Annotated in this window: 24 protein-coding genes and 3 tRNA genes; 3 read left to right on the forward strand and 24 right to left on the reverse strand. The window is 70.7% G+C overall.

Going from position 1 to position 24003, the window contains the following annotated elements; genetic code table 11:
- Window positions 1-75: 75 nt before the first annotated feature.
- The 7 genes from AB0J88_RS12810 to AB0J88_RS12840 form a co-directional block, all read right to left on the reverse strand.
- Entirely contained in the window at window positions 76-477 is a 402-nt protein-coding gene (locus AB0J88_RS12810) for a MaoC family dehydratase (RefSeq protein WP_364345500.1), read from the reverse strand.
- 3 nt (window positions 478-480) lie between these two features.
- Complete coding sequence (locus AB0J88_RS12815) at window positions 481-927, reverse strand: MaoC family dehydratase N-terminal domain-containing protein (protein ID WP_364345498.1); 447 nt, start codon at window positions 925-927, stop codon at window positions 481-483.
- Between the two features lie 146 nt (window positions 928-1073).
- On the reverse strand, window positions 1074-1241 hold the full coding sequence (gene rpmG, locus AB0J88_RS12820) for a 50S ribosomal protein L33 (protein WP_030436491.1): 168 nt from the start codon (window positions 1239-1241) through the stop codon (window positions 1074-1076).
- Window positions 1242-1345: 104 nt separating this feature from the next.
- Window positions 1346-1418: transfer RNA gene (locus tag AB0J88_RS12825), tRNA-Met, on the reverse strand.
- A gap of 13 nt (window positions 1419-1431) precedes the next feature.
- Window positions 1432-1504 (reverse strand) — tRNA-Thr (locus AB0J88_RS12830).
- Between the two features lie 92 nt (window positions 1505-1596).
- On the reverse strand, window positions 1597-4077 hold the full coding sequence (locus AB0J88_RS12835; protein WP_364346115.1) for a bifunctional diguanylate cyclase/phosphodiesterase: 2481 nt from the start codon (window positions 4075-4077) through the stop codon (window positions 1597-1599).
- Window positions 4078-4183: 106 nt separating this feature from the next.
- Window positions 4184-4381, reverse strand: coding sequence for a hypothetical protein (locus AB0J88_RS12840; protein ID WP_364345496.1), 198 nt, complete (start codon window positions 4379-4381; stop codon window positions 4184-4186).
- 212 nt (window positions 4382-4593) lie between these two features.
- Between AB0J88_RS12840 and AB0J88_RS12845 the strand changes: the two genes are divergently transcribed.
- Window positions 4594-5055, forward strand: a complete 462-nt coding sequence (locus tag AB0J88_RS12845; protein ID WP_364345494.1) for a HEAT repeat domain-containing protein — start codon at window positions 4594-4596, stop codon at window positions 5053-5055.
- Between the two features lie 113 nt (window positions 5056-5168).
- Here AB0J88_RS12845 and AB0J88_RS12850 read toward each other — a convergent pair whose 3' ends face one another.
- Window positions 5169-5597: a VOC family protein gene (locus AB0J88_RS12850; protein WP_364345492.1), complete on the reverse strand. Its 429-nt coding sequence runs from the start codon at window positions 5595-5597 to the stop codon at window positions 5169-5171.
- 138 nt (window positions 5598-5735) lie between these two features.
- Window positions 5736-5819, reverse strand: a tRNA-Tyr gene (locus tag AB0J88_RS12855).
- A 147-nt stretch (window positions 5820-5966) separates the two neighbouring features.
- On the opposite strand from AB0J88_RS12855, the gene AB0J88_RS12860 reads away from it, so the two are divergent.
- Window positions 5967-6464, forward strand: a complete 498-nt coding sequence (locus AB0J88_RS12860; RefSeq protein ID WP_364346114.1) for a YajQ family cyclic di-GMP-binding protein — start codon at window positions 5967-5969, stop codon at window positions 6462-6464.
- A 243-nt stretch (window positions 6465-6707) separates the two neighbouring features.
- Here the strand turns inward: AB0J88_RS12860 and AB0J88_RS12865 are convergent, their stop codons facing one another.
- From AB0J88_RS12865 to AB0J88_RS12935, 15 genes are all read right to left on the reverse strand, one after another.
- Window positions 6708-7967, reverse strand: coding sequence for an MFS transporter (locus AB0J88_RS12865; RefSeq protein ID WP_364345490.1), 1260 nt, complete (start codon window positions 7965-7967; stop codon window positions 6708-6710).
- An 86-nt stretch (window positions 7968-8053) separates the two neighbouring features.
- Window positions 8054-8932 carry a zinc metalloprotease HtpX gene (gene htpX, locus AB0J88_RS12870; protein WP_364345489.1) on the reverse strand — a complete coding sequence of 293 codons (879 nt, stop codon included), beginning with the start codon at window positions 8930-8932 and terminating at the stop codon, window positions 8054-8056.
- Window positions 8933-10564: 1632 nt separating this feature from the next.
- Window positions 10565-12052 (reverse strand): NADH-quinone oxidoreductase subunit N, encoded by a 1488-nt coding sequence (locus tag AB0J88_RS12875; protein ID WP_364345487.1) that lies wholly within the window; start codon window positions 12050-12052, stop codon window positions 10565-10567.
- Window positions 12049-13572, reverse strand: coding sequence for an NADH-quinone oxidoreductase subunit M (locus tag AB0J88_RS12880; RefSeq protein WP_364345485.1), 1524 nt, complete (start codon window positions 13570-13572; stop codon window positions 12049-12051). The genes AB0J88_RS12875 and AB0J88_RS12880 overlap by 4 nt, the downstream gene beginning before the upstream one ends.
- Window positions 13569-15428, reverse strand: a complete 1860-nt coding sequence (locus AB0J88_RS12885) for an NADH-quinone oxidoreductase subunit L (protein ID WP_364345483.1) — start codon at window positions 15426-15428, stop codon at window positions 13569-13571. The genes AB0J88_RS12880 and AB0J88_RS12885 overlap by 4 nt, the downstream gene beginning before the upstream one ends.
- The gene (nuoK, locus tag AB0J88_RS12890) at window positions 15425-15772 is read right to left on the reverse strand and encodes an NADH-quinone oxidoreductase subunit NuoK (protein ID WP_364345481.1); all 348 of its coding nucleotides are present in this window, start codon (window positions 15770-15772) and stop codon (window positions 15425-15427) included. The genes AB0J88_RS12885 and nuoK overlap by 4 nt, the downstream gene beginning before the upstream one ends.
- Window positions 15769-16272, reverse strand: a complete 504-nt coding sequence (locus AB0J88_RS12895) for an NADH-quinone oxidoreductase subunit J (RefSeq protein WP_364345479.1) — start codon at window positions 16270-16272, stop codon at window positions 15769-15771. The genes nuoK and AB0J88_RS12895 overlap by 4 nt, the downstream gene beginning before the upstream one ends.
- Entirely contained in the window at window positions 16269-16823 is a 555-nt protein-coding gene (locus tag AB0J88_RS12900; RefSeq protein ID WP_364345477.1) for an NADH-quinone oxidoreductase subunit I, read from the reverse strand. Before AB0J88_RS12900 ends, AB0J88_RS12895 begins: the two co-directional genes overlap by 4 nt.
- A gap of 110 nt (window positions 16824-16933) precedes the next feature.
- The gene (locus AB0J88_RS12905; RefSeq protein WP_364345476.1) at window positions 16934-17710 is read right to left on the reverse strand and encodes a hypothetical protein; all 777 of its coding nucleotides are present in this window, start codon (window positions 17708-17710) and stop codon (window positions 16934-16936) included.
- A 95-nt stretch (window positions 17711-17805) separates the two neighbouring features.
- The gene (locus AB0J88_RS12910; RefSeq protein WP_364345474.1) at window positions 17806-18528 is read right to left on the reverse strand and encodes a response regulator transcription factor; all 723 of its coding nucleotides are present in this window, start codon (window positions 18526-18528) and stop codon (window positions 17806-17808) included.
- Entirely contained in the window at window positions 18498-19628 is a 1131-nt protein-coding gene (locus AB0J88_RS12915) for a hypothetical protein (protein ID WP_364345472.1), read from the reverse strand. The genes AB0J88_RS12910 and AB0J88_RS12915 overlap by 31 nt, the downstream gene beginning before the upstream one ends.
- Window positions 19618-20784 (reverse strand): ATP-binding protein, encoded by a 1167-nt coding sequence (locus tag AB0J88_RS12920; RefSeq protein WP_364737886.1) that lies wholly within the window; start codon window positions 20782-20784, stop codon window positions 19618-19620. The genes AB0J88_RS12915 and AB0J88_RS12920 overlap by 11 nt, the downstream gene beginning before the upstream one ends.
- A gap of 163 nt (window positions 20785-20947) precedes the next feature.
- Window positions 20948-21355, reverse strand: coding sequence for an ester cyclase (locus AB0J88_RS12925; protein WP_364345468.1), 408 nt, complete (start codon window positions 21353-21355; stop codon window positions 20948-20950).
- Window positions 21352-22311 (reverse strand): complex I subunit 1 family protein, encoded by a 960-nt coding sequence (locus AB0J88_RS12930; RefSeq protein ID WP_364345466.1) that lies wholly within the window; start codon window positions 22309-22311, stop codon window positions 21352-21354. Before AB0J88_RS12930 ends, AB0J88_RS12925 begins: the two co-directional genes overlap by 4 nt.
- Complete coding sequence (locus AB0J88_RS12935) at window positions 22311-22880, reverse strand: NADH-quinone oxidoreductase subunit C (protein ID WP_364345464.1); 570 nt, start codon at window positions 22878-22880, stop codon at window positions 22311-22313. Before AB0J88_RS12935 ends, AB0J88_RS12930 begins: the two co-directional genes overlap by 1 nt.
- Before the next feature lie 22 nt (window positions 22881-22902).
- Here AB0J88_RS12935 and AB0J88_RS12940 point away from each other — a divergent pair, with 22 nt between their 5' ends.
- On the forward strand, window positions 22903-23865 hold the full coding sequence (locus AB0J88_RS12940) for a 2-oxoglutarate and iron-dependent oxygenase domain-containing protein (protein ID WP_364345462.1): 963 nt from the start codon (window positions 22903-22905) through the stop codon (window positions 23863-23865).
- Window positions 23866-24003: the final 138 nt, after the last annotated feature.

The following is a 24003-nucleotide window of genomic DNA, read 5'->3' on the forward strand; positions in this document are numbered from 1 at the left end:
GGTGCAACCCTACGAGCGCAAGCAGCGTCGCAGGAGTCACGGACCCCACGGCGGACCAGTGTACGGGTACGGGCCCTACTTTCCCAACCGGGAGGTTCGCACCGTCGCCCGCGCCTGGGAGAGCACCTTCTCGCCCCCGCAGACGGCCGTGATGGCCAGCACGGTGTGACCCTCGTCTGTGGTGCTCTTCACCTGCGCGGAAACCTCGATCTCGGTGCCGCTCTCGTCGTCGGGCACCGGCACCGGCCGGCTGAACCGGACAGAGAAGTCGACAACGGCGTCGGGTGCGCCGGCCCACTCGGTGACCGCACGGCCGACCAGGGCCATGGTGAGCATGCCGTGGGCGATGACCCCGGGCAGGCCGACCTTGGTGGCGAACCGCTCGTTCCAGTGGATCGGGTTGAAGTCGCCCGACGCGCCCGCGTAGCGGACCAGGTCGGCCCGGGTTACCGGGTATTTCTTCGTGGGTAGGTCCATGCGTCAGCCCTCCCCGCGGATGACGAGCTTTGACCACGCGATCGCGACGGATGCGCCGGACGCGTCGGTGATGTCGGTGCGCGTGGTGATGAAGTCGTGGCCACCGCGGGAGATGATCTCTTGGATCGTCTGCCGGCCGACGAGCTCGTCACCCGCGACGATCGGCCGCGTGTATTGGAACCGCTGGTCGCCGTGGACGACGCGGGAGTAGTCGATCGCCAGGTCGGGGTCGTCGACGACCGCGTTGTTGGACGCGAACGAGACGACGGTCGGGAAGGTGGGCGGCGCGATCACGTCGGCGTAGCCGAGCGCCCGGGCCGCGTCAGGGTCGTGGTAGGCGGCGTCGGTCGCGCCGATCGCCTTGGCGAACTCGCGGATCTTCTCGCGGCCGACCAGGTAGGCCGGGGTCGGCGGGTAGCTGCGGCCGACGTAGGACGGGTCCAGGGGCATGTGCCTAGCGTAGAGCGAGGTGTGCCCTGTGGGGCGGAGGCGGGCGTTGCCTAAGTGTTGCCAAGAGTTTGGCAACACCTCGTGCTGGCACGACAACGGCCGGCTCCGCCGATGGCGGTGCCGGCCGTGGAAGCTTTGGCTGCGGGTTAGCGCGTCTCGCGGTGGACGGTGTGGCGACCGTCGCGCGGGCAGAACTTCTTCAGCTCGATGCGGTCCGGGTCGTTACGCCGGTTCTTCCGAGTGATGTAGTTCCGCTCCTTGCACTCCGTGCACGCCAAAGTGATCTTGGGACGGACGTCGGTCGCCTTGGCCACGGCGGGGTGCCTTCCTCGAAACGGTTGTGAACCTACCGGCCGACCAGATTACCTGGTGGCGCGGTCACCAGCAAAACGGGCGCCAGCGGCGCCCGAATCAACAGTAGCGGTGGCCGGATTTGAACCGGCGACACAGCGATTATGAGCCGCTTGCTCTGCCAACTGAGCTACACCGCCGCGGGTGGAACAGAGCCCCCTTACGGAATCGAACCGTAGACCTTCTCCTTACCATGGAGACGCTCTGCCGACTGAGCTAAGGGGGCGCGCGATCTAGCTCGCTGACGCGCAGGGGTAAGAGTACACGGCTGTTGTCAGGCCAGGAAATCGGGATACCAGTGCCGCGCGGGCGACTATCTCAGGTGACCGCGCGCAGGCGCCTGACCTCGCCGGCGGCCGTCGACTCGGCCTCCGTCTGGGCCGAGAACCAGGCCTCCAGGCGCTCGTACGGCAGCGGCCGGCTGAACAGGAAGCCCTGGCCGACCTCACATCCGATGTCCTGCAGGAGCTCGAGGGTCAGCTCGCTCTCGACTCCTTCGGCGACCACCGTCAGCCCGAACTGCTGCGAAAGGGTGACGACGGCGTTGACGATCGCCAGGTCGGCCGGGTCGGTGGCCATGCCCTGCACGAAGGAGCGGTCCACCTTGACCTCGTGCACCGGCAGGCGACGCAGATAAGACAAAGACGAGTAGCCGGTGCCGAAGTCGTCGACCGACAGCCGCACGCCGATGTCGCGCAGCCGGCGCAGGGTGGGCATCGGACGGTCGGTGCCGTCGAGGACGCCCTCCTCCTTGATCTCGAAGGTCAGCCGGTGCGGCGCCACGCCGTACTCCCCGAGCAGTTCCTGCACCCGGGTCGGGAAGTCCGCGTCGATCAACGTGCGCGCGGCGAGGTTGACCGAGATGGACAGCGGATGGTCGGTGGCGGCCCAGTCGCGGCACCGCTTGAGACCCTCCTTGAGCACCGCCTCGGTGAGCCGCGCGAGCTGGCCGGTGTGCTCGGCGACCGCGACGAAGTCTTCCGGCGGCACGGCGCCGTGCGCGGGATGCTCCCAGCGGGCCAGGCACTCGACGCCGAGCAGCCGCCGGTCGGTCAAGGTCACCTTCGGCTGGAAGTAGACCTCGATCTGGTCGTTGTCGAGGGCGCGCCGCAGGTCGCCGGCCAGGGCGAGGCGGCGCACGGACCGCGACTCCAGCCCGGCGTTGAAGAGCTGGATGCTGCCGGGCACGGTCTTGGCCGCGGTGGCCGCCAGGTCGGCCCGCTGCAGCAGGAGGGCGGCGTCACTGCCGTGATCCGGGTGTACGACGATGCCGACCGCCGTCTCGACGTCGAGCGTGAGCGAGCCGAAGACCATCTCGTCACGGATCTGCTGGCGGATCTGGGTGGCCAGCGCCTCGGCTTCCTCGGCTCCGCTGACCCGCAGCGTCACCACGAACTCGTCACTGCCCAGCCGGCCCAGGAGCGCGCCGGCGGGCGCGACCCGGCGGAGCCGGCGGGCCACCTCGGCGAGCACCTGATCACCCGCGACGTGCCCCATCGACTCGTTGACCTGGCGCAGGCCGTCGACGTCGAAGAGGAGGACCGCGACCTGTTCGCCGGGCGCGCCGACGCCGACCGACTCCTCGATGGCGGCGGTGATCCGGCGCCGGTTGGGCAGGCCGGTGAGTGCGTCGTGGTAGGCGTCATGCCGAAGCCGCTCGACCAACCGCGAGTTTTCCACCGCGACCGCGGCGTGCGCGGCGATGGTCTCCAGCAGGCGTGCGTCGCCGGGTCCGAGAGTGGCGGCGTCACCCAAACGGTTGGCCACCTCCAGGGTGCCGATCACGGCGGACCCCGCCCGCAGCGCGACCACGATGGCGTCTTTGGATCGGGTCCTCGCCAGCTCCGCGCGCAGCTCTTCCCCGCCGAGCTTGTGCCCGACGGCGACGGTCTCGCCGGTCTCTCTGACCCGCCGACGGAGGGACTCTGGCACTCCGACGAGGTCGACCAGGCCGGTGTCATCCACTCGGGCGCTCAGCAGCACCTCGGGATAGCGGCCGAGGGCCGGCAGCCAGAGGGTCGCGTACTCGACCTGGAGCAGTGCCCGCACCCGGTGCAGAAGGACGTCGGTCAGGGTGCCGTCGTGGGGGGTGTCGGCGATCGCGCGGGTCAGGTCGTAGATCTCGCTCAGCGTGCGGTGCTGGCGCACGAACTGCGAATAGGAGCGGTAGGCCGCGATGAAGCAGCTGGCCAACGCCGCGAGCAGCAGTGCGGCCCATGCCCCCTGCTGAATGATCAGCAGGGTGATCAGGCCGATCGTGATGTTTATGCCCGACACGATCAGACCGGGGATCGCGATCTGGCTCAGCACTCGGGTGGAGATCCGACCCTGGACCAGAGTGATCACGCCGACGGTGGTGGCGAGTGTCAGCGTCGCCATGCCGACGACGGCGACCGCGAGCACGGCGAGGGCGTAGGGGCCGGCCTCGAACGGCGTGCCTGGTTCGTGCAACGGACCGAACGCGAACACGATGAGACAGGCCAGCGCGGTGCCGGCGGCGTTGCTGGCCACGTTGAACCAGAGCTTGACGGGCGCCGACCGGTGGATCTGCCGCGAGATGATGACCGCCAGGACGCGGGCGAGGATGAGCGTCAGCGGCGGGATCGCGTAGAGCGCGAGCAGCAGCGGGATCTCGGTCAGGACGATCTTGAACGCTTGCCGGCGGACCTGGAAGACCAACGGGAAGAGGTCAGCGACGGCGAACAGGCCGAGGAAGAGCAGCCCTAGCAGCCACGAACCGGCGAAGTCGGGCAAATTCAGGCCGATGAAGAGCGTTACCAGGACGGTGAAGAGGCCCATCGGACCGGTGATCAACCAGGCCAGGTCCTCTGAGCGACGAACGTTGCTTCGGGCAGCGGTCACCGGTTAGCGCCTTCACTGTGGGCGCGTGATAGCGCCGGCCTGGTCAGCCCCAGTCGAACGAGAACGCCGAAAGCGCGGACTCCGAAGCGGCACTGGAGATGGCGGACCCCATCGCGGGCACCTCGGAGCGGTCGACGTAGACCGCGGCGGAGGCGACGCCGCCAGCGACCAGGGCACCGAAACCGAGGACGGCGAAGACGGCAGCCCGGCCGACCCAACGGCCGAACAAGCGTGCACGCATCTGGCTGCTCCCTGTCGCAGGTGGGACTTACGAGTAAGGAGATGGTGCCACATCATGCATGGCGACGCACAGAGCATCGGGCCGGGCCCGAACCATCGGCAGATGAAAACCCAACCAATCGTATGAGGCCAACCTTAACCATCGCTTTGGTCGGTCGCATTTGTCCAGTCGGAAGTCCACCACTTCGGCTTACGACCGGTGACAATCTGCGGGTGAACGGCCGACCCCCAACGGTGTACGCGCCGCCGCCGCGGACCAGGATTCTCGCCGAGTGCGAGCGGCGCGGCCGGGACGCGGTGGTGGACGGCTGCATGGCGCTGCTGTCCGGAGCCGATGACCGGGACGTGCCCCTCATCGTCGTCCTGGGTGGTCCGGCGACATCGTGGGCACTCGATCCCGAGGGCGGTGGCCCGGGATCTTCCCGCTGGTACTGGGTTCGCGTCTGGGCGGCGCGCGGTCTGCTCTGGGCGTGGGAGGACCGCGCGGCATCGACCGTCGTGGGCGCTCTCGGCGACCCCGAGTGGCGGGTGCGTGAGATGGCCGCGAAGGTCATCGCCCGTCATCTGGTCGGCGACGCGTTGACGGCGGTCACCGAGTTGAGGACCGATCCGATCCCCCGGGTACGCGCGGCGGCGCACCGCGCGGTGGTCGCCTTGACCGCTGCCAGCGCCTGACCAGCGGGTTGGCGGAGTTTGATCTAGAAGATGGAGACATGCTTTTTCTTGCGAATGGCGCGAACGTCGCCTGAACCATCCTCCGACATCCGCGTTGGCTCGGCGTTGGTTCGCTAGGCCGTGGGCGCCGGGCGCGGCGGCCAGTGCCGGTGCGCGTCGTCGTCCGGGCTCATCAGGCCGATCTGGTGACCGTCCGGGTCCGCCACGATCGCGTAGCGCGAACCCCAGAACGCGTCGAAGGGCACCTGGCGGCTCTCGTGCCCGGCGTTGACGATCTTCTGCCAGAGCTCGTCGACCTCGTCGCGGCTCGCCAAGCGGGTGCCGATCACGCCGCTGCCGGGTTGGTGCTGCTTGGGCGAGCCGCTGTTCCACAACCGGATCGACTCAGCCTCGTCGAGCTCGACCCGCAGCCCGCTCGGAAAGTGGAACTCGACGTGCGGCCCGGTCGGCTCGCCGTCCCAGCCGAGCAGTCGGTAGAACGCGAGGCTTGTGGCGAGATCGCGTACGACGAGATTGATCTGAGCGACCACCGGACCAGCCATCGACCTAGATTGCCACGGGCCAGTGCCGGGCGCATGACGGAATGTCACTCGACCCCGCGCAAAAGGCGTACAGATAAGCGCCGAAAATGAAACGACCCCGGACCGCGTATTGCCGGTCTGGGGTCGTTGCTTGTCGCCTGGTGGCGGGTAGAGGATTCGAACCTCTGTAGCTTTCGCGACGGATTTACAGTCCGCTCCCATTGGCCGCTCGGGCAACCCGCCAGGGCGTGCCGCCACACCGGATGCGGCAGCGGAAGCAAGGATAGCGGTAGCACCGGCCCGGAATGCAACCGGGTACGGTCGGCATGTCCGAGCCGCCGTGCCGGCCGTCGACATCGCCAGAACACCGCACCGAGTTGGAGCATGATCATGGCAGCGAACCCGTCCTTCGACGTCGTCAGCAAGGTCGACCAGCAAGAGGTCGACAACGCCGTACGACAGACCGAGAAGGAGCTTGCGACCCGTTTCGACTTCCGCGGCACCGGGGCGGAGATCACCTGGGCCGGCGGCGAGGCCGCCGTCAACCTCAGCGCCGAGACCGAGGAGCGGGTCAAGGCCGCGCTCGACGTCTTCAAGGAGAAGCTGATCAAGCGGAACATCTCGCTGAAGTCGCTGGACGCCGGCGAAGCCCGCGCCTCGGGCAAGACCTACAAGATCGACGCCAAGATCGTGCAGGGCATCGACTCGGAGAAGGCCAAGGCGATCAGCAAGAAGATCCGCGAGGAAGGCCCGAAGGGAGTCCAGGCCCAGATCCAGGGCGACCAGCTTCGCGTGACCGGCAAGAAGAAGGACGACCTCCAGGCGGTCATCACCCTGCTCAAGGGCGGCGACTTCGGCGTCGCGCTGCAGTTCACGAACTACCGCTAGCGGCGACCCGCGGCCTACGGGCGGCGTCAGCTCTTCTCGGCCCGGCCGCGCGACCCGCGACCGGGCCGAACCCCGTCGGGAGGGTCAGGCCGCCTCAGGCGCCGAGCCCACATCAGCCCTCGCGGCCGGGCGGCCGGCACCCAGGACAGAGACGAACCGGGTAGGCCGCGTGTCTTCGACGACGAGGGCCAGGCCTTAGGAGATCGAGACAGGCGGCGAGGCGCGCCAGAACACGGGCCGGCGTCAGGCGGTTTCGGGCTCCAGGGCCGCGTCCAGGCGTACCGCCGCGTGCTTCTCCGCCCTTGCGATCGGCCCCCCGGACGGAGCCGCGACCAGAGCGCCCACCGCCACCGCCACCCCCGCGAACACGAACGCCCACGGCGGACCCGCCTTGTCGACGAGCCACCCGGCGCCAGCGCCACCAACCGCGGACGCACCGACCGACACCGTCACCACCCAGGTATAGGCCTCGTTCAACATCGATCCAGGAGCGATCCGCCCCACCATCGTGTTCTCCACCGTCAGCCCGGGCGCGATCACCACACCCCCGAACACCAACGCGATGCCCAGCCACAGCGGCGAGGGCATGACCGCGAACACCGCGAACGTCCCCGCCAACAGGGTCAACAGCATCGTGAACTGGCGGGTCAGGTTGGCCGCCGGCCGGCGGGTGCCGAACCAGAAGCCGCCGGTCGCGCTGCCCACCGCCCAGACCGACAGCAGTACCCCGGCCAACGTGTCCGGGTCAGAGACGCCCTCCGCCGCCGCGAAGGCCGGCACGGTCACCCCCGTCGCGCCGAACGCCGTGCCGAGGCCGAAGACGCAGACCAGCAGTGCCGGGAAGCCCGGGACCTTCAGCGGGCCGAGGCCCTTGGCGTGGGTCGACGGCGGATGCGGCTGCCAGCCGCGCATGACCTTGCCCAGGGCCACCACGACCGTGCCGACCAGGGTGACCACGCCGGCGCCGAGCAGTGCCGCGGTCGCGTCGGCGAAGAGGAGGAAAGCCGAGACCAGGAGCGGGCCGAGCACGAAGACGAGCTCGAACAGCGCGGTCTCGGCGGCCAGGGCGAGATTGCGCAGGGCGTACCGGCCGGTCGCTGGTGCCGTCACGTCGTTCCAGGCACCGCGCAGCGCGGCGCTCATCGGTGGGAAGGTCGCGCCGGCCACCGCACTCGCCGCGTAGATCACGGCCAGGCCTTTGTCGTGGGCTACGACCAGGGCGAGCAGGGCCAGCGGGTGCGCCACACCGGTGACGAGCAGCACCCGGGTCGGGCCGATCCGGTCGGCTACGCGCCCGGCGAGGGGGCTGAGCAGCGCTCCGGCCACCGCGTAGATGCCGCCCGCGATGCCCGCCGTCGAGAAGCGGCCGGTGACGTCCTCCACCACCAGCAGGAGGGCGAGCGGGGTCATGCCGATGCCGAGCCGGCCGATGATGCCGAAGACGAACAGCACCGGAGCGCCTGGGATGCGCCAGACCACCAGGTACTGCCGCAGCGCTGCCACCAGACACCCCCTGTAACGACCGAAAGACCAGCCGAACCTAACGGTCGACTGGTCTTCCGGCCTAACTGTTTACAGGGTGACGCAGGTTACTGGAACTGCACCGGACCGACCTGGCGGTTGGCCATCTCCTCCAGCCGGCGGACCCGGTCGGCCATCGGCGGGTGGGTGGAGAACAGCTTGGCCAGGCCCGCACCGCGCAGCGGGTTGGCGATCATGAGGTGCGCGGTCGTCGTGTACTGGTTGTCGGCCGGCAGCGGAAGCTGCCGAGCGCCGGCGTCGATCTTGCGCAGCGCGCTGGCGAGGGCGAGCGGGTCGCGGCTGAGGGCGGCACCGGAGGCGTCGGCCTGGTACTCGCGGTTCCGGCTGATCGCGAGCTGGATGATCGACGCCGCGAACGGGCCGAGGATCAGCATCGCGAAGAACACGGCCGGGTTCTGACCCTCGTCGTCGTCACCGCCGACGGGCAGGAACCACGCCAGGTAGGCGAGGAAGGTGATCATGCCGCCGATCGCCGCCGCGACGCTGGAGATCAGGATGTCGCGGTTGTAGACGTGCGACAGCTCGTGCCCGATCACCGCCCGCAGCTCGCGGTAGTCGAGGATCTGGGTGATCCCGGTGGTCACGCAGACCGCCGCGTGCTGGGGGTTGCGCCCCGTGGCGAACGCGTTGGGCTGCATCGTGGGGCTGACATAGAGCCGGGGCATCGGCTGCCGAGCGTCCGCCGCGAGCTCCCGCACCATCTGGTAGAGCGCGGGGAACTCGGCCTCACTGACCGGCCGGGCCCGCATCGACCGCAACGCGATCTTGTCAGACCAGAAGTAGCTGGTGCCGTTCAGCAGCAGCGAGATGATCAGGGCGATAACCAGACCGGACGTGCCGGCGACCGCGAAGCCGATGCCGAGAATGAGCGCTGTGAGCAGGCCTAGAAGCGCGGCCGTCTTGAGGCCGTTGAAATGCCTGTGCAACGCGTCCCTCCTTCAGAACGCGGGTGGGGTGATCCCGCTGAACTGTTCAACACCCCTCGTCCATCGACCATGCCCGCGCCAGCTGAGAGTTCGCTGAAGGTGAAACCGTCAATCGGGACGAAGGGCGATTAAGGGCAGGTTTTCCCGGGTTCGTGCGGGTGCTGGCCGTTGCTCCCGCCGGGGACCGGGCCGGGCCTTGGGGGCCCGTCCCTGCCACGTCCGCGGCACACGAGCCGAAGGGCCGGTCGGTTTGGGTGTCGTTCTTGCGCTGTGCGTCCGGGTGGCGCTGTCTCGGAGATCGCGCGGTGGGCGCTCGTCCCCGCTCGCTCGAAGTCGAACGACCCGGGCCGTAGGTCGCGGCTCGCCGGCCGCGCCGTAAGAGCTTCACCGCAGGCCCACGCCATTCTCCCCGGCCGCCGGCCGCGAAGTTGGCGCCTCGCGCGGAGCCCGCCCGGACTCGACCGGCCCCGGCAACGTCTCGCCGGCCCGCCCGCCGGGCCGCCAGAGCCTCAACGCTTGCCTCCGCCGAACTCCGATGACCGCGCCACCGACCGCCGCCCGCTCCGCCGGAGCTTCACCCGGACCCGGCCCGAACTCCAACGAACCCGGCCATAGCCCGCCGCCTGCCGGCCGCGAAGTCGGCGCTTCACGCCGGACCGCGCCCGAACTCGACCTGCCCCGGCAATGTCTCGTGAGCCGCCGGCCGGGCTGCCAGAGGTTCAACGCGGCCCTCCGCCCGAACTCCAACGACCCCGCCATTCCCCACCGGCCCACCGCCAGAGCTTTACCCCTGGGACCCGACCCAGGTCAGGGGTTGGGACGTTTGGTTGGCTTGGTGGTCGCGTCTCCGGGGCTTTGCCCCGGACCCCGCCGCGAGCTGCTGGGACCCGGGGGAAGGGGCGGGTCCCGTTGTCGGTCTTCGCAAGGGCATCAGGATCTGCGGGTGGTGACAAAGGTCGTTCGTCCGTGGGGCGCTCCACCTTGTCACCACCCGCAGATCCTCATTTGTGGGCTACGCCCGACAACGGGACCCGCCCCTCGCCGGCGGCTTTTGGCAGCGCCAGCTTCAACCCCAACCGATCGGACGGGCTGCCGATCATGAGAGCCAGATGATGGCCGCGGACAGCAGTAGGGCGGCGCGGTAGATGGCGGTGTCACCGTGGCGGATGTCCCGCTTGGCCAGGCAGGTCCGAAGTATGGGCAATTTTGCGCCGCGGCGGCAAGCTCTCGGACGGCTGGTCGGGAGGGTGGCCCGTCGGGCGGTCAGTCCTTGATCATGTGCGTCTCATCAATAGCCTTAGGCGTCTTTTTCATGATCGTGTGTGGTCGGTCGATACGTTCGACGGCGTGTCGCCCAGACCAGGCTCACATGATCATGGCCGGGCCGGGGCGTCGTCTCGATGTGGCGCACACGATCTCTGTCCACCCTGACCGCCTTGGACATTCTCCGAAGCCGAGGTGGCCTGCGCGGGACTTAGCCTCGGCGGCCCGCCTGCGAACAGTTAGACCCATCCGCCTAGTTGGGACCACGATGGTCGGCAGGATGGGCCATGGACCCGACGGCCGCTGCCCGCCGCTTCCGCTTCTCTGCCGGCCGTCTGTGGCCCGCGAGCGCTCGCGTCGGGTGGGGTGTTAGCCCGCTGCCCAGTTCAGGACCAGTTGCGGGGCGAAGCCGACTGCCAGCGCGAAGGCGGTTGCTACTGCTAGGACTCCGGCTGTTGGCCACGGCACTGCGCGGGACGGGCGGTTCAGCGGGTCCGGGGCGTACAGGAGCGCTGCTACTCGGACGTAGTAGGCCAGGCCGATCACGGCGTTCAGGGCCACGATTATCGCTAGCCAGCTCGAGGCGCCCGTCAGTAGGGAGCGGACCACGGCTACCTTCGCGAACAAGCCTGCCAAGCCTGGCGGCAGGCCCGCCAGGCCGATCAGGGCCAGCGCCAGCGCCGCTCCCACCCAGCGGTTGCGGCGGGCCGCTCCCCGGTACGAGTCCAGGCGGCCGCCGTCGGCGTCGGGGGCGCGCAGCGCGACAACCGCGGCGAAGGCGCCCAGTTCGAGGACCACGAAGAAGATCGTGTAGGCCACCGCTGCCGTAACCGCCGTGGAAAACGCTTCGGCTGTGCGGCCGTCGGCCAGCGCCAGCGCGCCCAGTGGCGCCAGGATGTAGCCCGCCTGCGCTACCGACGACCACGCGAGCAGGCGGGTCATGCGGATCTGGCGCAGCGCCACCAGGTTGCCGACCGTCATGGTGAGCACCGCGAGTGCGGCCAGGACCGGGCCGGTGACCGCCGGCGGCAGCGCTACCGTCACCACCGCGAGGAGGGCCACGACGCCGCCGAGCTTCGAGGCTGTCGACAGATAAGCCGCCACCGGCAGTGGGGCGCCGTCGTACGTCGGTGGCGCCCATGCGTGGAACGGGACCGCCGCGACCTTGAAGGCCAGACCCAGCACCAGCAGCGCGATGCCGGCCGAAGTCAGCGGCAGGTCCAGCGCGCGGACCGGGTCTCCCCCGGCCAACGACACGTCGCCAGTCAGGGCCGCGGCCAGGGACGACAGGTGCAGTCGGCCCGTGACCGCGTAGAGCAGGGCCGCGCCCAGCAGCGAGACCGCCGTCGCCACGACGCTGACCACGAAGAACGTGACCGCCCCGGCGGCGCTCTCCATCGTCTGGCGGCGCATGCCGACCAACACGTACAGCGGGAGGGTCAAGGTCTCCAGCGCGATGATCAGGGTGATCAAGTCGCCGGCCGAGCCCAGCACCACACCGCCGGTCATCGAGCAGGCGAGTAGGAAGCAGTATTCGCCTGTCGGTGCTACGCCGGCTCGCAGCAGCGGGGCCGAGAGCAGCAGCACGGCCGCCGTCAGGAAACCGAACAGCGTCGCGAACAGTGCGGAGCGGCCGTTGACCACGTAGGAACAGCCGTCCGGCAGGCAGAACGTCGAGCGATCGCTGCCGGCGCCGACGACCAGAGCGACCACCGCGGTCGCCAGCGCCCCGCAGACAGCGATCGTCAAAGTGACAGGCCGCCGGGCCACGAACAGGTCGGCCAGCAGCACCAGCACCGCTGTCGCCGCGGCCAGATAGCCCGGCAGCAGCGCGACATGGTCGACGGCCTGGGTCACGGAGTCACCGCCTCGACCAGCGACTGCACCGGCGCCGCGGAGAGGCTGAGCACCACTGCCGGCACGAGACCCACGAGCAGGGCCAGCACCACCAGGGGGGACCAGGCGACCAGCTCCATGCCGTTGATCCGCAGCGCCGGCGGTGGTGGCGCTTCGACCGCGGGCGAGGCCGCGCCGTGGGTGACCTTGCGGAGCATGCGCAGGAAGTACGCGGCGGTCAGTGCACCACCGATCGCGGCCAGCACGCCCAGCGTCACCCAGCCGGCGCCGCCCCGCTCGAAGGCGGCCACGACAGCGAACGCCTCGCCCCAGAAGCCGGCCAGGCCGGGCAGCCCGAGTGAGGCGATCGCCGCGAACGCCAGCAGGCCGGACAGCCACGGCGACCGCTCGCGCAGCCCGCCGAGCACCGCGAGGTCGCCGGTGTGGAACCGGTCCTTGACCGCTCCGGCCAGGAAGAACAGGAGGCCGGTGATGATGCCGTGCGCGACGTTGCCGATCAGCGCGGCCTGTATGCCGGTCGCGGTCAGCGTGGCCACGCCGAGCAGCACGAAGCCCATGTGGCCCACGCTCGAATAGGCGATCAGGCGCTTGAGCTCGGTCTGCGCGAGACAGACCAGGCAGCCGACCAGGATCGCCGCGACCGCCAGCGCCCCCAGCAGCGGCGCGGCCCAGCGCGCCCCCTCGGGTGCCACCCCGACGGCCACCCGGATCAGGCCGTACGTGCCCATCTTCAGCAGCACACCCGCCAACAGCACGCTGCCCACCGTCGGCGCCTGCGTGTGGGCGTCCGGCAGCCAGGTGTGCAGCGGCCAGAGCGGGCTCTTGACCGCGAACGCGATAGCGAGCAGCGCGAACGCGGCGAGCTGGGTGTTGCGCGTCAGCGAGACCGAGCCCGACGTCAGCGTGATCAGGTCGGCGGTGCCGGCGGCGGCGACCACCGTGAACACGCCGACCAGCAGCAGCACCGAGCCGAACAGGGTGTAGAGGGCGAACTTGCGGGCCGCGTGTCGGCGCTGCTCGCCACCCCAGCCGGCGATGATCGCGTACATCGGCAGCAGCACGACCTCGAAGAACACGAAGAACAGCACGAGGTCGAGGGCGAGGAAGGTGCCGAGCATGCCGACCTCGACGACCAGCAGCAGCGCGACCAGCGTGGACCCGCGGCCGCCCGCCGGCACGTGCCACAGCGTGTAAAGGCAGCACAGCAGGGTCAACAGCGTGGTCAACACCACCAGGGGGTACGAGACGCCGTCGACACCGAAGTGCAGCCGCAGGTCGAGCGCCGGCACCCAGGAGGTGTCGACCGAGGTCCACGGCGCGATGGGTGGCGCGCCCACGCCGGACGGCGCGTAGGAGAACCAGCCGGTGGAGTGCGAGTAAGCGCCGAGCAGCAGGCTCGCGACGAACGCCAGCGCGGCGAACACCGTGCCGAAGAGCCGGCCGGCGCGATCCGGGAGCAGAGAGCCGGCGGCACCCACGGCAGGCAGGGCCAGCACCGCGATCAGCAACGCCTCGCTCATGTCGCACTCCCGTAGAGCGCCGCGGCGAACGCGAACAACAGCACCCCGGCGAGCAGGGCCGTCGCGGCCCGGGGCAGCCCGGCCCGGTGCCAGGCGGCGAGCACGTCACCCGCGTCGGCGGTGCCCTGGCCGGTGCCTTCGACCGCACCGTCGACGACGCGCTGATCGGCGGACGAGACCCGGCGGGCCAGCGCCACCACCGGACGGACGACGAGCCGGTCCTGCACGGTGTCGAGCCAGAACGCGTTGTCGAACGTGGACCTCAGCGGGCCGAGGAACCGGGCCGGGTCGCGCGCCGCATCGCGCCGCCACAGCGCCCAGACCAGCACCAGCCCGACCACCAGCGCGGCTAGCGGGGCCGCCGTCTCAGCACCTAGGTGGGACAGCGAAGCCTCCGGGACATCGACCACGAACGGGGTGAGCCGCGCGCCGAAGTCGTCGGCGAAGGCCAGCAGCCCGAGCAGCGCGCTGGGCACGGCCAGCACCACGACCGGCACCGTCATGGGCCAGGACGGCTCGTGCGCCGCCGAAGCCCCGGGCGAACGCGGGGCGCCGAAGAACGTGCGCAGCCACAGCCGGCCCGCGTACCAGGCGGTGACCAGGACCCCCGCGAGGCCGACGCCGTAGACCAGACCCGGCAGCCAACCGGCTTCCGCGGAGGAGGCGGCGTGCAGCACCGCGTCCTTGCTCCAGAAGCCGGCCAGCGGCGGCAGGCCGATCAGCGCGCCCAGCCCGATGGTCATGGACCAGAAGGTGGCCGGCATCCGGCGACGCAGCCCGCCCATCGCGGACATCGAGTTGCTGCCCACCTCGTGGATGATCGAGCCGGCCCCGAGGAACAGCAGGGCCTTGAAGGCGGCGTGGGTGAGCAGGTGGAACAGCGCGACGGCCGGCGCACCGACGGCGAGGGCGGCTGCCATGTAGCCGATCTGCGAGACCGTCGACCAGGCCAGCACCCGTTTGATGTCGTCCTGCGCGGTCGCGGCGAGCGCGCCGATCAGCACGGTGACCACGGCCATGACGCCGAGCACGACCAGCGAGGGGTCGCCGAGCACGAACACCGGGTAGAGCCGGGTCACCACGTAGATGCCGGCCGCGACCATCGTGGCCGCGTGGATCAGGGCGGAGATCGGCGTCGGGCCGGCCATCGCGTCGGGCAACCAGGTGTGCAGGGGGAACTGCGCGCTCTTGCCCGCGACGCCTGCGAGCAGCAGCAATGCCGCGGCGGTCACGGTGGCGGCCGGCAGGCCGGGCAGCGAGGCCAGCACCTGCGTGATCCAGAAGCTGCCCGCGTTGACGCCCAGCAGCACGATGCCGAGCAGGAACCCGATGTCACCCACCCGGGTGACCAGGAACGCCTTCACAGCCGCGGCCGGTGCCTCGGGCAGTCGCCGGTCATGGCCGATCAGGAGGTACGAGCAGATGCCCATGATCTCCCAGCCGACCAGCAGCAGTATCAGGTCGCCGGCCACCACCACCAGCAACATCGCAGCGGTGAACAGGCTGACCTGTGCGGCGTACGGCGGATAGCGGTCGTCGTCGTGCAGGTAGGCGGTGGAGTAGACCTGGACGGCCAGCGCGACCACGCCGACCGCGACGGCCACCATCGTCGTCGCCGAGTCGATCCGCACGCCCGCGGTGACCGACAGGTTGCCGATCTGGACCCACTCGACGACGGTCTCGAACGGCTCGTCGACGCGGACCGCGAGCACGATCGCGACCACCACTGCGCCCGCCGCACCGGCGATCCCGAGGGCGGCGGCCGCGGTCCGGGAACGCAATGGAAGAACGAAACCCGAGAGAGCGGCCACCAGGGGTACGACGGGAAGCAGCGGCCCCAGCACGTCAAGACTCATTCGCGCACCAGCCGAGGCTCGTCGAGCTCGCTGGCCGGCGCGGCGTCCAGCCGCACGGTGTCGACCGCGACGCTGGACCGCAGCCGGTATAGCTGCAAGACGATGGCCAGGCCGACCCCGACCTCGGCGGCGGCGAGCACGATGACGAACAGCGCGAAGACCTGACCGCCGTGCGGCAGCGTGGCGCGGACCGTGGTGTCGGCGGTGACCAGGATCAGGTTGACGGCGTTGAGCATGAGCTCGACCGCCATCAGCACCAGGACCGCGTTGCGTCGGCGGAGGACTCCGTAGACGCCGGCGCCGAAGAGGAGCGCGGCGACCACGTACGGGATAACCGGTCTCACGGTCTGCTCCCGATGTCCGGCCGGGACACGATGATGGCTCCGACCAGTGCCGCGAGCAGCAGCACGGAGAGCACCTCGAACGGCAGCACCCACGAGCGGAAGATCTCGGTGCCGATGGCCTCCGCGTTGCCTGGGCGCGGCAGGTCGACCTTGGTGAAGCGGAACGCGTCGGCGAACAGGGCCGCGAGGCCGAGCCCGGCGCCGCCGCCGATCAGCGCGGCCGGCAGGCCGGGGCGGTTGAGGTCCGGCGAGCGGCCGATCGGCGCCCGGGTCAGCATCACCGCGAACAGCAGCAGCACGACGACGGCACCGACGTAGATCAGCACCTGGACCCAGGCCACCAGCTCGGCGGTGAGCACCAGGTAGAGGCCGGCAATGGCGCCGAGACAGACGACCAGGTAGAGGCCGGCCCGGACCAGCTGGTCGGTGGTCACCACGAGGACGCCGGAACCCACCGCCACCGCCCCGAGGGCCAGCAGCAGCATGTCGGCGCCCGTCACCTCGGCGCCCTCGGCGGCCGGGACGGGCGGCCGGCGTCCGGTTCGCCGCCGGCGGCGCGCTTGGCCGCGGCCGACTCCTCCTTGGCCGGCTCGCCGTTGGGGTCGTGCGCGGGCGGCGGAGGGACGGTGTCCATCCACTCGCCGAGCTTGTCCTTGTCGTGCAGGAGGTTCTTGATGTCGTATTCCGCGTATTCGAACTCGGGCGACCAGTAGAGCGCGTCGAACGGGCACGCCTCGATGCAGATGCCGCAGTACATGCACAGCGAGAAGTCGATGTCGAAGCGGTCGAGCACGTTGCGCTGGCGCGCCCGGGCCGCGCCGGGCACGACGACCTCTTCCTTGTGCGAGTCGATGTAGATGCACCAGTCGGGGCACTCACGCGCGCACAACATGCACACCGTGCAGTTCTCGGCGAGGAGAGCGATCACTCCACGCGACCGCGGCGGCAGGTCAGGGGCCACATCCGGGTACTGATGGGTGTGCGAGCGGCGCGTCATCGTCTTCAGCGTGACGGCCAGCCCCTTCGCCAACCCTGCTCCGGGTACACCCATGACCCATATCCTGCCGTGAGTGGTTGTCTTGATTCAATCCGTGCGCCCAATGCGAACAGGACGCCCCTCGCGGGACGCCCTGTTTGCCGGGGAGGGGTTGGACCGACGACCTAGGCGGGGCCGCCGCCAGCCAGGCCCCACTGTTGCTGGACCGGGGCCGGGTGGTAATAGTCGTCGCGGTTGACGAACTCGACCGGCAGCCCGCCCGGCAGGGCGACGCCACGCTGCGGGTCGGTCAGCTCGTCGAGCAGCAGGGCCGAGCCGGCCCGCAGCTGCAGCGCGTCACGGTCGCGCGGCGAGAGCTCGACGATGTCGGGGTTGGTCAGGCGGAACTGCGCGATCGAGCGGCGCACCGTTAGCGCGAGCTCCCGGCCGTCGGCCGCGACACCGCCGGCGAGCATCAGCGCCGGGCGGCGGTTGGAGCGCATCGAGTCGCAGACGATCAACACACCCTGCGGGCCGGGCGCCGGCAGCAGGTGCAGCCGCCACGGCCACTGCCAGAGGATCTGGCCGGTGGCGATCCGGGTGCCGCCGCCCAGGGCGGGTCGGCGCTTGGGCCGCGGGCGGGCGAACGCCGGCGTGGAGCGATGCCGGGGCGCGCCGACCCGGGCCAGGTCCCAGTCGTCACAGACGTACGCGAGCCGGCGATCGGTGATCGTCACGTCGGCGTAACGGGGCAGCGTCCAGCGTCGCTCGGCGTGCCCGTTGGCGACGCTGCCGCCGGCCGGGCCGACGAGGTAGCCAGCGACGTTGACCTGCCCGCGCCAGAGCACCTCTTCGCCCGGCTCGAGCACGACGGCGCGCTGGCGGTCGAGCATCGGGCTGGAGTCGTCGGCGGTCGGGTCGTCGAACCGGTATGGCTGGATGAAGAAGGGTGTGGCACTCATGGGGAGGGGCCTCCAGGGTGAGGAACCTGTCACCATGTTGGCCTCGCCGCCACGCAGTGTCATGACAGTCAACCGGGGGTCGTTCGATCGGCGGGTTAGGGCAATGGCCGATCGGGTGAGGCGTATGACCGGTACGTCCCGATCTCCTCGGGGCGGATCAGCCCGTCCTCGATCGCCCGCGCGAGCAGGGCCGACTTGGTCGCCGCCGGCCGCCCGGCCCGCGCGTACTTGATGCGCGCGCGGTCCACGTACTGCTTGACCGTGTGCTCGCTGATCTGCATCCGTTTGGCCACCGACGCCTTCGACATCGACTGGAACCAGAGCAGCAGCGCCTCGCGCTCCTTGTCGGACAGCGCCGGCCGGGAACTGCGCCGGTCGCCGACCATCGCACCGGCCAGCGACGGTGGAACGTAAGGCCGGTCGGCCGCGGCCGCCAGCACGGTCTCGACACAGTGGTCGCGGCCCTCGTGCTTGGCCAGGAACGCCACCGCCCCGGCGTCGAGGACGGCCAGGATCGTCGACGCCTCGTGGTGCTCGGAGTAGACCACCACGCGCTGCCCGGCCGCGCTCAGCTCGCTCACCTTGTCGATCGCCATCCGGCCGTGCAGCCGCAGGTCGAGCAGGATCACGTCGGCCGGGCCGGCGCTCAGCACGGCGTCGACGTTGTCGCCCGTCGCGACCACCTCGAGCCGCGGATCGGCGGCCAGCCAGGAGCGGACACCTTCGAGCACCACGGGGTGGTCGTCCACGATCGCGACCGAGGTCCGCGCGCCCCCCGACCCGTACGTCATGCCGCCCGCCACCGTGTCTGCGTCCATACCAGTTCCTCGTCCCGCTCGTACCAGTAGTCCACTACGCCGTCCATGGCCCAGGAGTGCGACTCCTTGGCCGGACCCGCCGTCGCCGGAGTGGTCAGGCTGACCACCACCTCGTCGGGCTGTGCCACCACCGTCACCCGCGCCCAGTCCCGCGCGGTCGCCAGCGTCGCCGCGAGCGGCTCGGCCAGCCGGCGCCGGATCGCGACGTCGAGCTCGGGCAGCTCGCCGACCGCGATCAGGTCGACCGGCACACCCTGCCGCTCGGCCACGTCGACGCAGGCGCGCAGCTCGTGCAGCAACGGGTCGGGCACGTCGTCGGACTCGGCGATCAGCCGGCGGAGCTGGGCCGCCGCGAGCGCGCAGGCCCGCTGGACGTCGGCGTCGGCCGGGTCGGCGCGGCCGGTGGCGAGGTCGTGCAGCAGCGCGCCGGCCGCCTCGGAGACGATGCCGAGCCGCTCCTGGCGTTCCCGCTGGGCGTGGGCCGCGCCGAGCCGCTCCGACTCCAGCGCCGCGCGCTTCGCCTCGCTGGCGGCCGCCTCCTGGGCCGTTCCACGGAGCACGGTCGTGGCCACCACCAGCACGATCGGCAGCACGCCGGTGCCGTAGACGTACATGACGAACCGGCTCAGGTCGACGGCGCCGTTCGCTTCGCCGCTCGCGGCGAGCACGCCGACGAGGCCGAGCGCCGCGTTGGCGAGGAGCACAGCGACGAGCGCGCTGACGCGCTTGTCATAGAGCAGCAGGAGCGCGAACCACCCGACGGTGCCCCATGCCCAGTTCATGCCGGTGAAGAACTGGCCGCCGGGAGTGATCGCGATGATCAGCGCGTCGACGATCAGGAGCACGGTCAGCAGCGGGGCGACCGGCACGGCGAAGCCGTAGAACAGCCGCGCGGTGCCGAGCACGCCGACCAGGGCGAACAGCACCCAGCCGGCCAGCGCCGCCCACGCCACCCGGTAGTCGCTCCAGCCGCCCACGATGCCTGGCACGTTGACGGCGAGATGCCAGCCGAACGCGATGGCGACGGCGGCGATCCGGCCGCCGCGGTCGGCGGTGGCCACCACGGCGGCACCGGCCACGCGCAAACGCTCAGCCGACATCGACCCACTCCAGCTGGATCCGGGTGCCGTTGCCCGGCGCCGTGTCGATCCGGGCGGTGGCACCGACCGCCGCCATCCGGGCCATGATCGATTCGCGGATGCCGTACCGGTAGGGCGGGATGGCGGCCATGTCGAAGCCCGGGCCGACGTCGATCACCTCTACCACGACGGACCCACGGGTCCGGTGCAGGCGCAGCCAGGCGACCGCGTTCTCGGCGTGCCGGACCACATTGGACAGGGCGGCGTCGGCGCTCTCGGAGATCGCGTCCGCCACCGCGGACGGCACGAGGCAAGGCTCCAGGGCGGCGGTCAGCGGATAGCCCTCGTAGCGCTCGACGACGACCCGGAGCCGCTCGTCGAGGGACACCTTGGCAGCGGGGTCGATCACCGGTCGACGCGCCGGGTCGAAGAGGGTACGCAGGTCGGAGGAGGCCCGGGCGCGCAGCATCGCCGACTGGCCGGCGACACCGCCGAGGCCGACCATGGTCAGCGTGGAGAGCACCGTGTCGTGCAGGTCGCGGTTCTGCTTGCGCTCGGCCTCGCGCGCCGCCCGGGCGATCACCGTCTCCCGGTGGGCGCGCTGGTAGGCGGTGAACACGCCGTCGGCCGCACGGGCGCTGCGCCGGGTCACGTAGACCAGACCCGCCGCGAGGAACGTCTGTGCCACCAGCACGGCGGAGTGGCTGAGCGCCTCCGCGGTGTGGCCCGCGACGATCGCGCCGACGCAGTACGCGGCCGCGATGGTCAGCCCGAGCAGCACGCCGTGCACCACCCGCACCGGGAACTGGGCGGTGATGATCGACGTGCTGGCCAGCACCGCGACCCAGCTCACGCCGCCCGGCATGACGTCAGGCGCGACGAGTATGCGCATCGCCAGGCAGGCCACGATGGTCAGCCCGCAGTCGATCAGCACCACCCGTGCCCGGATGCCGTTCTCGACGGTCTGCCGATAGAACACAAAGGACCAGATCGTGAGCACGACCACGGCGATCGCGAGCGGGACGGCTTGAACGGGCGGCTCCCGGACCGCGAGGGCGACCGCCGCCACGGCGATGCCGCAGCTCAGCCGGATCGCCGCCGGGGCCATCGCGTAGGCCCGGGCCAGGGCGACGGCGGCCGGGTTGGCGGTCGGCTCCGCGTCGGGCACCTCCGGCACCGGAGCGAGCATGATCGGCTCTGGAACGGACCACGGCCGGTCCGGCGGACCGGGAGGCGGCCGCCGGAGGCTGGGAGTGGGCACCGACGCACCCAGATGCGTGTCGATGTCGGCATTCAACCACGCATTGCAAGCGTACGGTCGCCCGCAGGGTTCGCTTTTGTTAAGCCGGGGGCAACATTTCTACGCCTAGTTGCTGGAGCAGTTGGAACAGCTCGTTGATGCTCCAGACGTCGGCGATCAGCCCTTCGGGGTCGAAGCGCAGGAACGTGGCACCCGAATAGCTGACCACGGTGCCTGTTGGTGGCACCGGCCCGAATTGACCCGTCTGGGTGCCGGCGGCCCGCCAGTGCACCGCCGCCCGGTCGCCGCTGACGATCAGGTCGACGACCTTGTAGCGGAGATCCGGAAAGGACGCTCGCCGCTCCTGGTGCCAGGCGAGCACGCCGACCGGGCCGCTCGCGCCCAGGCCGGGGCAGTCGGGCGCGATCAGCTCGTACGCGCTGGCCTCGTTGGCGCCGTTCCAGACGTCGGCGATCAGCCGCCGGACGGCCGCCTCGCGGTCGGTCACAGCGCCACCCGCACGGCCGCGGTCAACACCAGTTGGCCCAGCGACACCGGCACCAGGACCAGCCAGCACAGCCGCTGCAACTGGTCTTCGCGCAGCCGGGGATAGGCGACCCGGAACCAGATCACCACGAACGCGACCGCGAAGATCTTGATCAGCGTCCACAGCCAGCCGAGCTGGTCGTCGAACGGGCCTTTCCAGCCGCCGAGGAACAGCACTGTGGTCAGCGCCGCGATCACCACGATGCCGACGTATTCAGCGAGCAGGAAGAACGCGAAGCGCAGGCCGGTGTATTCGGTCAGGTAGCCGAACACGAGCTCGGAGTCGGCGATCGGCATGTCGAACGGCGGCCGGCGGATCTCGGCCAGCCCGGCCACGAAGAACACCAGCAGCGCCGGGAGCTGCCAGAGCAGCCACCACGGTCGCCACGCCTCGACGATGCCGGTCAGGCTCAGCGTGCCGGCCGCCATCGCGACGCTGGCCGCGGCCAGCACCATCGGCAGCTCGTATCCGAGCAGCTGGGCCGCACCCCGCAGGCCGCCTAGCAGGCTGTACTTGTTGGCCGAGGCCCACGCCGACATCAGCACCGCGACCACGCCGACGCCGAGGACGGCGAGCACGAAGAAGAGACCGACGTCGAGGTTCTGGCCGACCAGGTCGCCCGGACCGAGCGGTATGACGAGCAGCACCAGCAGGTAGGGCACGAGGGCGACCATCGGCGCCAGCCGGAACACCGCCCGGTCCGCGGCGGACGGCGTCACGTCCTCCTTCTGCACGAACTTGATGCCGTCGGCGATGAGCTGCGCCCAACCGTGGTACGCGCCGGCGTACATCGGGCCGAGCCGGCCCTGCATGTGTGCCATCACCTTGTGCTCGGTCTGGCCGACGACCAGCGGGAGGACCAGGAACGCGGCGACGACGCCGACCACGCGGACACCGATCTCCAGCCAGAGGGGCATCAGGCCGGCCCCCACTCGCCCGGTGCCGGCACGCCCGGCGGGCGCATCGGCGCGCGCTTGCTGGTGCCCGCCTCGCTCTCCCCCGGCTCCTTGGCGCCCGGCCACGACTTGGCGACCCGGGCCGCGAGCACGAACTCCTTGCGCAGCGGATGGCCCTCGAACTCCGGCGGGAGCAGCAGCGGTTTGAGGTCGGGGTGGCCGGCGAAGTCGATGCCGAACATCTCGTGCGTCTCGCGCTCGTGCCAGGCCGCGCCCGGGAAGATCGGCACGACCGTGTCGACCACCGGCTCGGCCCGTGGCACGCGCGTGCGTAGCAGCACACCGTGGTGGTGAGTCGTCGACCAGAGGTGGGCGACCACCGCGAAGCCGTCGTCGAGCTCGTCGACCGCGGAGAGCCAGTCGAAGAAGTCGCAGGCCAGCGCGGTGTCGTCGCGGGCGACCCGGACCGCCTCGGCCCAACCGGCGGGAGGCACGTCGACGGTCGCGCGGGCGTGCGCGTTGCCGCCGGAGACGGAGGCCTCACCGGCGACCAACCGGGTCAGCCGCGCTCCGATCTCCTCCGGGGTCATGCGGAGATCCTAGGCTCTGCACATGGCGGAGACGAGGCTCCCGGTGATCGATGTCGGCCCACTGCGTAGCGGCGGCGACCCGGACGGGGTGGCTCGGGAGATCGAGTCCGCGTGCCGGGACACCGGGTTCTTCTACGTCACCGGGCACGGGATCCCGGGCGAGCTGCTGGCCCGGCTGGACGCGGCGGCCCGGGCGTTCTTCGCCCTGCCCGAGCCGGAGAAGCTGGCGATCGCGATGCGGCACGCCGGCCCGGCCTGGCGGGGGTATTTCCCGCTGGGAGGCGAGCTGACCGCCGGCCGGCCGGACCACAAGGAAGGCATCTACTTCGGCGAGGAGCTGGCCGACGGCGACCCGCGCACGGGGCTCCCGCTGCACGGGCGCAACCTGTTCCCGGCCGGCGAGCTGCGCGGTGCGGTGCTCGAATACATCGCCGCGTTGACCGGGCTGGCCCAGGACGTCATGCGTGGGGTCGCCCGCAGCTTGGACCTGCCGGCCGACTATTTCGCTTCCGGCTACACCCGGGTGCCGACGGTGCTCTTCCGGATCTTCCACTACCCGCCGCAGCCGCCGGACACGGACGAGTGGGGCGTCGGCGAGCACACCGACTACGGCCTGCTCACGCTGCTGGCGCAGGACCCCAACGGCGGTCTGGCGGTACGCACGCCGGGCGGCTGGGTCGACGCTCCCCCGCTGCCGGGCACGTTCGTCTGCAACATCGGCGACATGCTCGAACGGCTGACCGGCGGGTGGTACCGGTCGACCCTGCACCGGGTGCGCAACGTCAGTGGCAACGAACGGCTGTCGTACCCGTTCTTCTTCGACCCGGACTTCCTGGCGGAGGTGCCGCCGCTGCCTGGCCGGGCGCGCACGACGGCGACCGGTGAGCCACGCTGGGACGGCGCGGACCCGGTTGCGTTCACCGGCAGCTACGGCGACTACCTGACGGCGAAGGTGGCCAAAGTCTTCCCGGAGCTGTGGGGCTAATCCGTTTCGGGGCGTTCGTCGAGGCGGTGGTTGCGGTCGGGTAACCGCCCGGCGCGACGCATGGCGTCTGCCTGCGCCGGGTCGCCGTAGCAGCTGGGGCAGCTCTCGTCGTCGCACGGGTCCTGGACCAGTCGACGG

It is taken from the genome of Asanoa sp. NPDC049475 (genome assembly GCF_040676915.1).
In the GTDB taxonomy this organism is placed as follows: domain Bacteria; phylum Actinomycetota; class Actinomycetes; order Mycobacteriales; family Micromonosporaceae; genus Asanoa.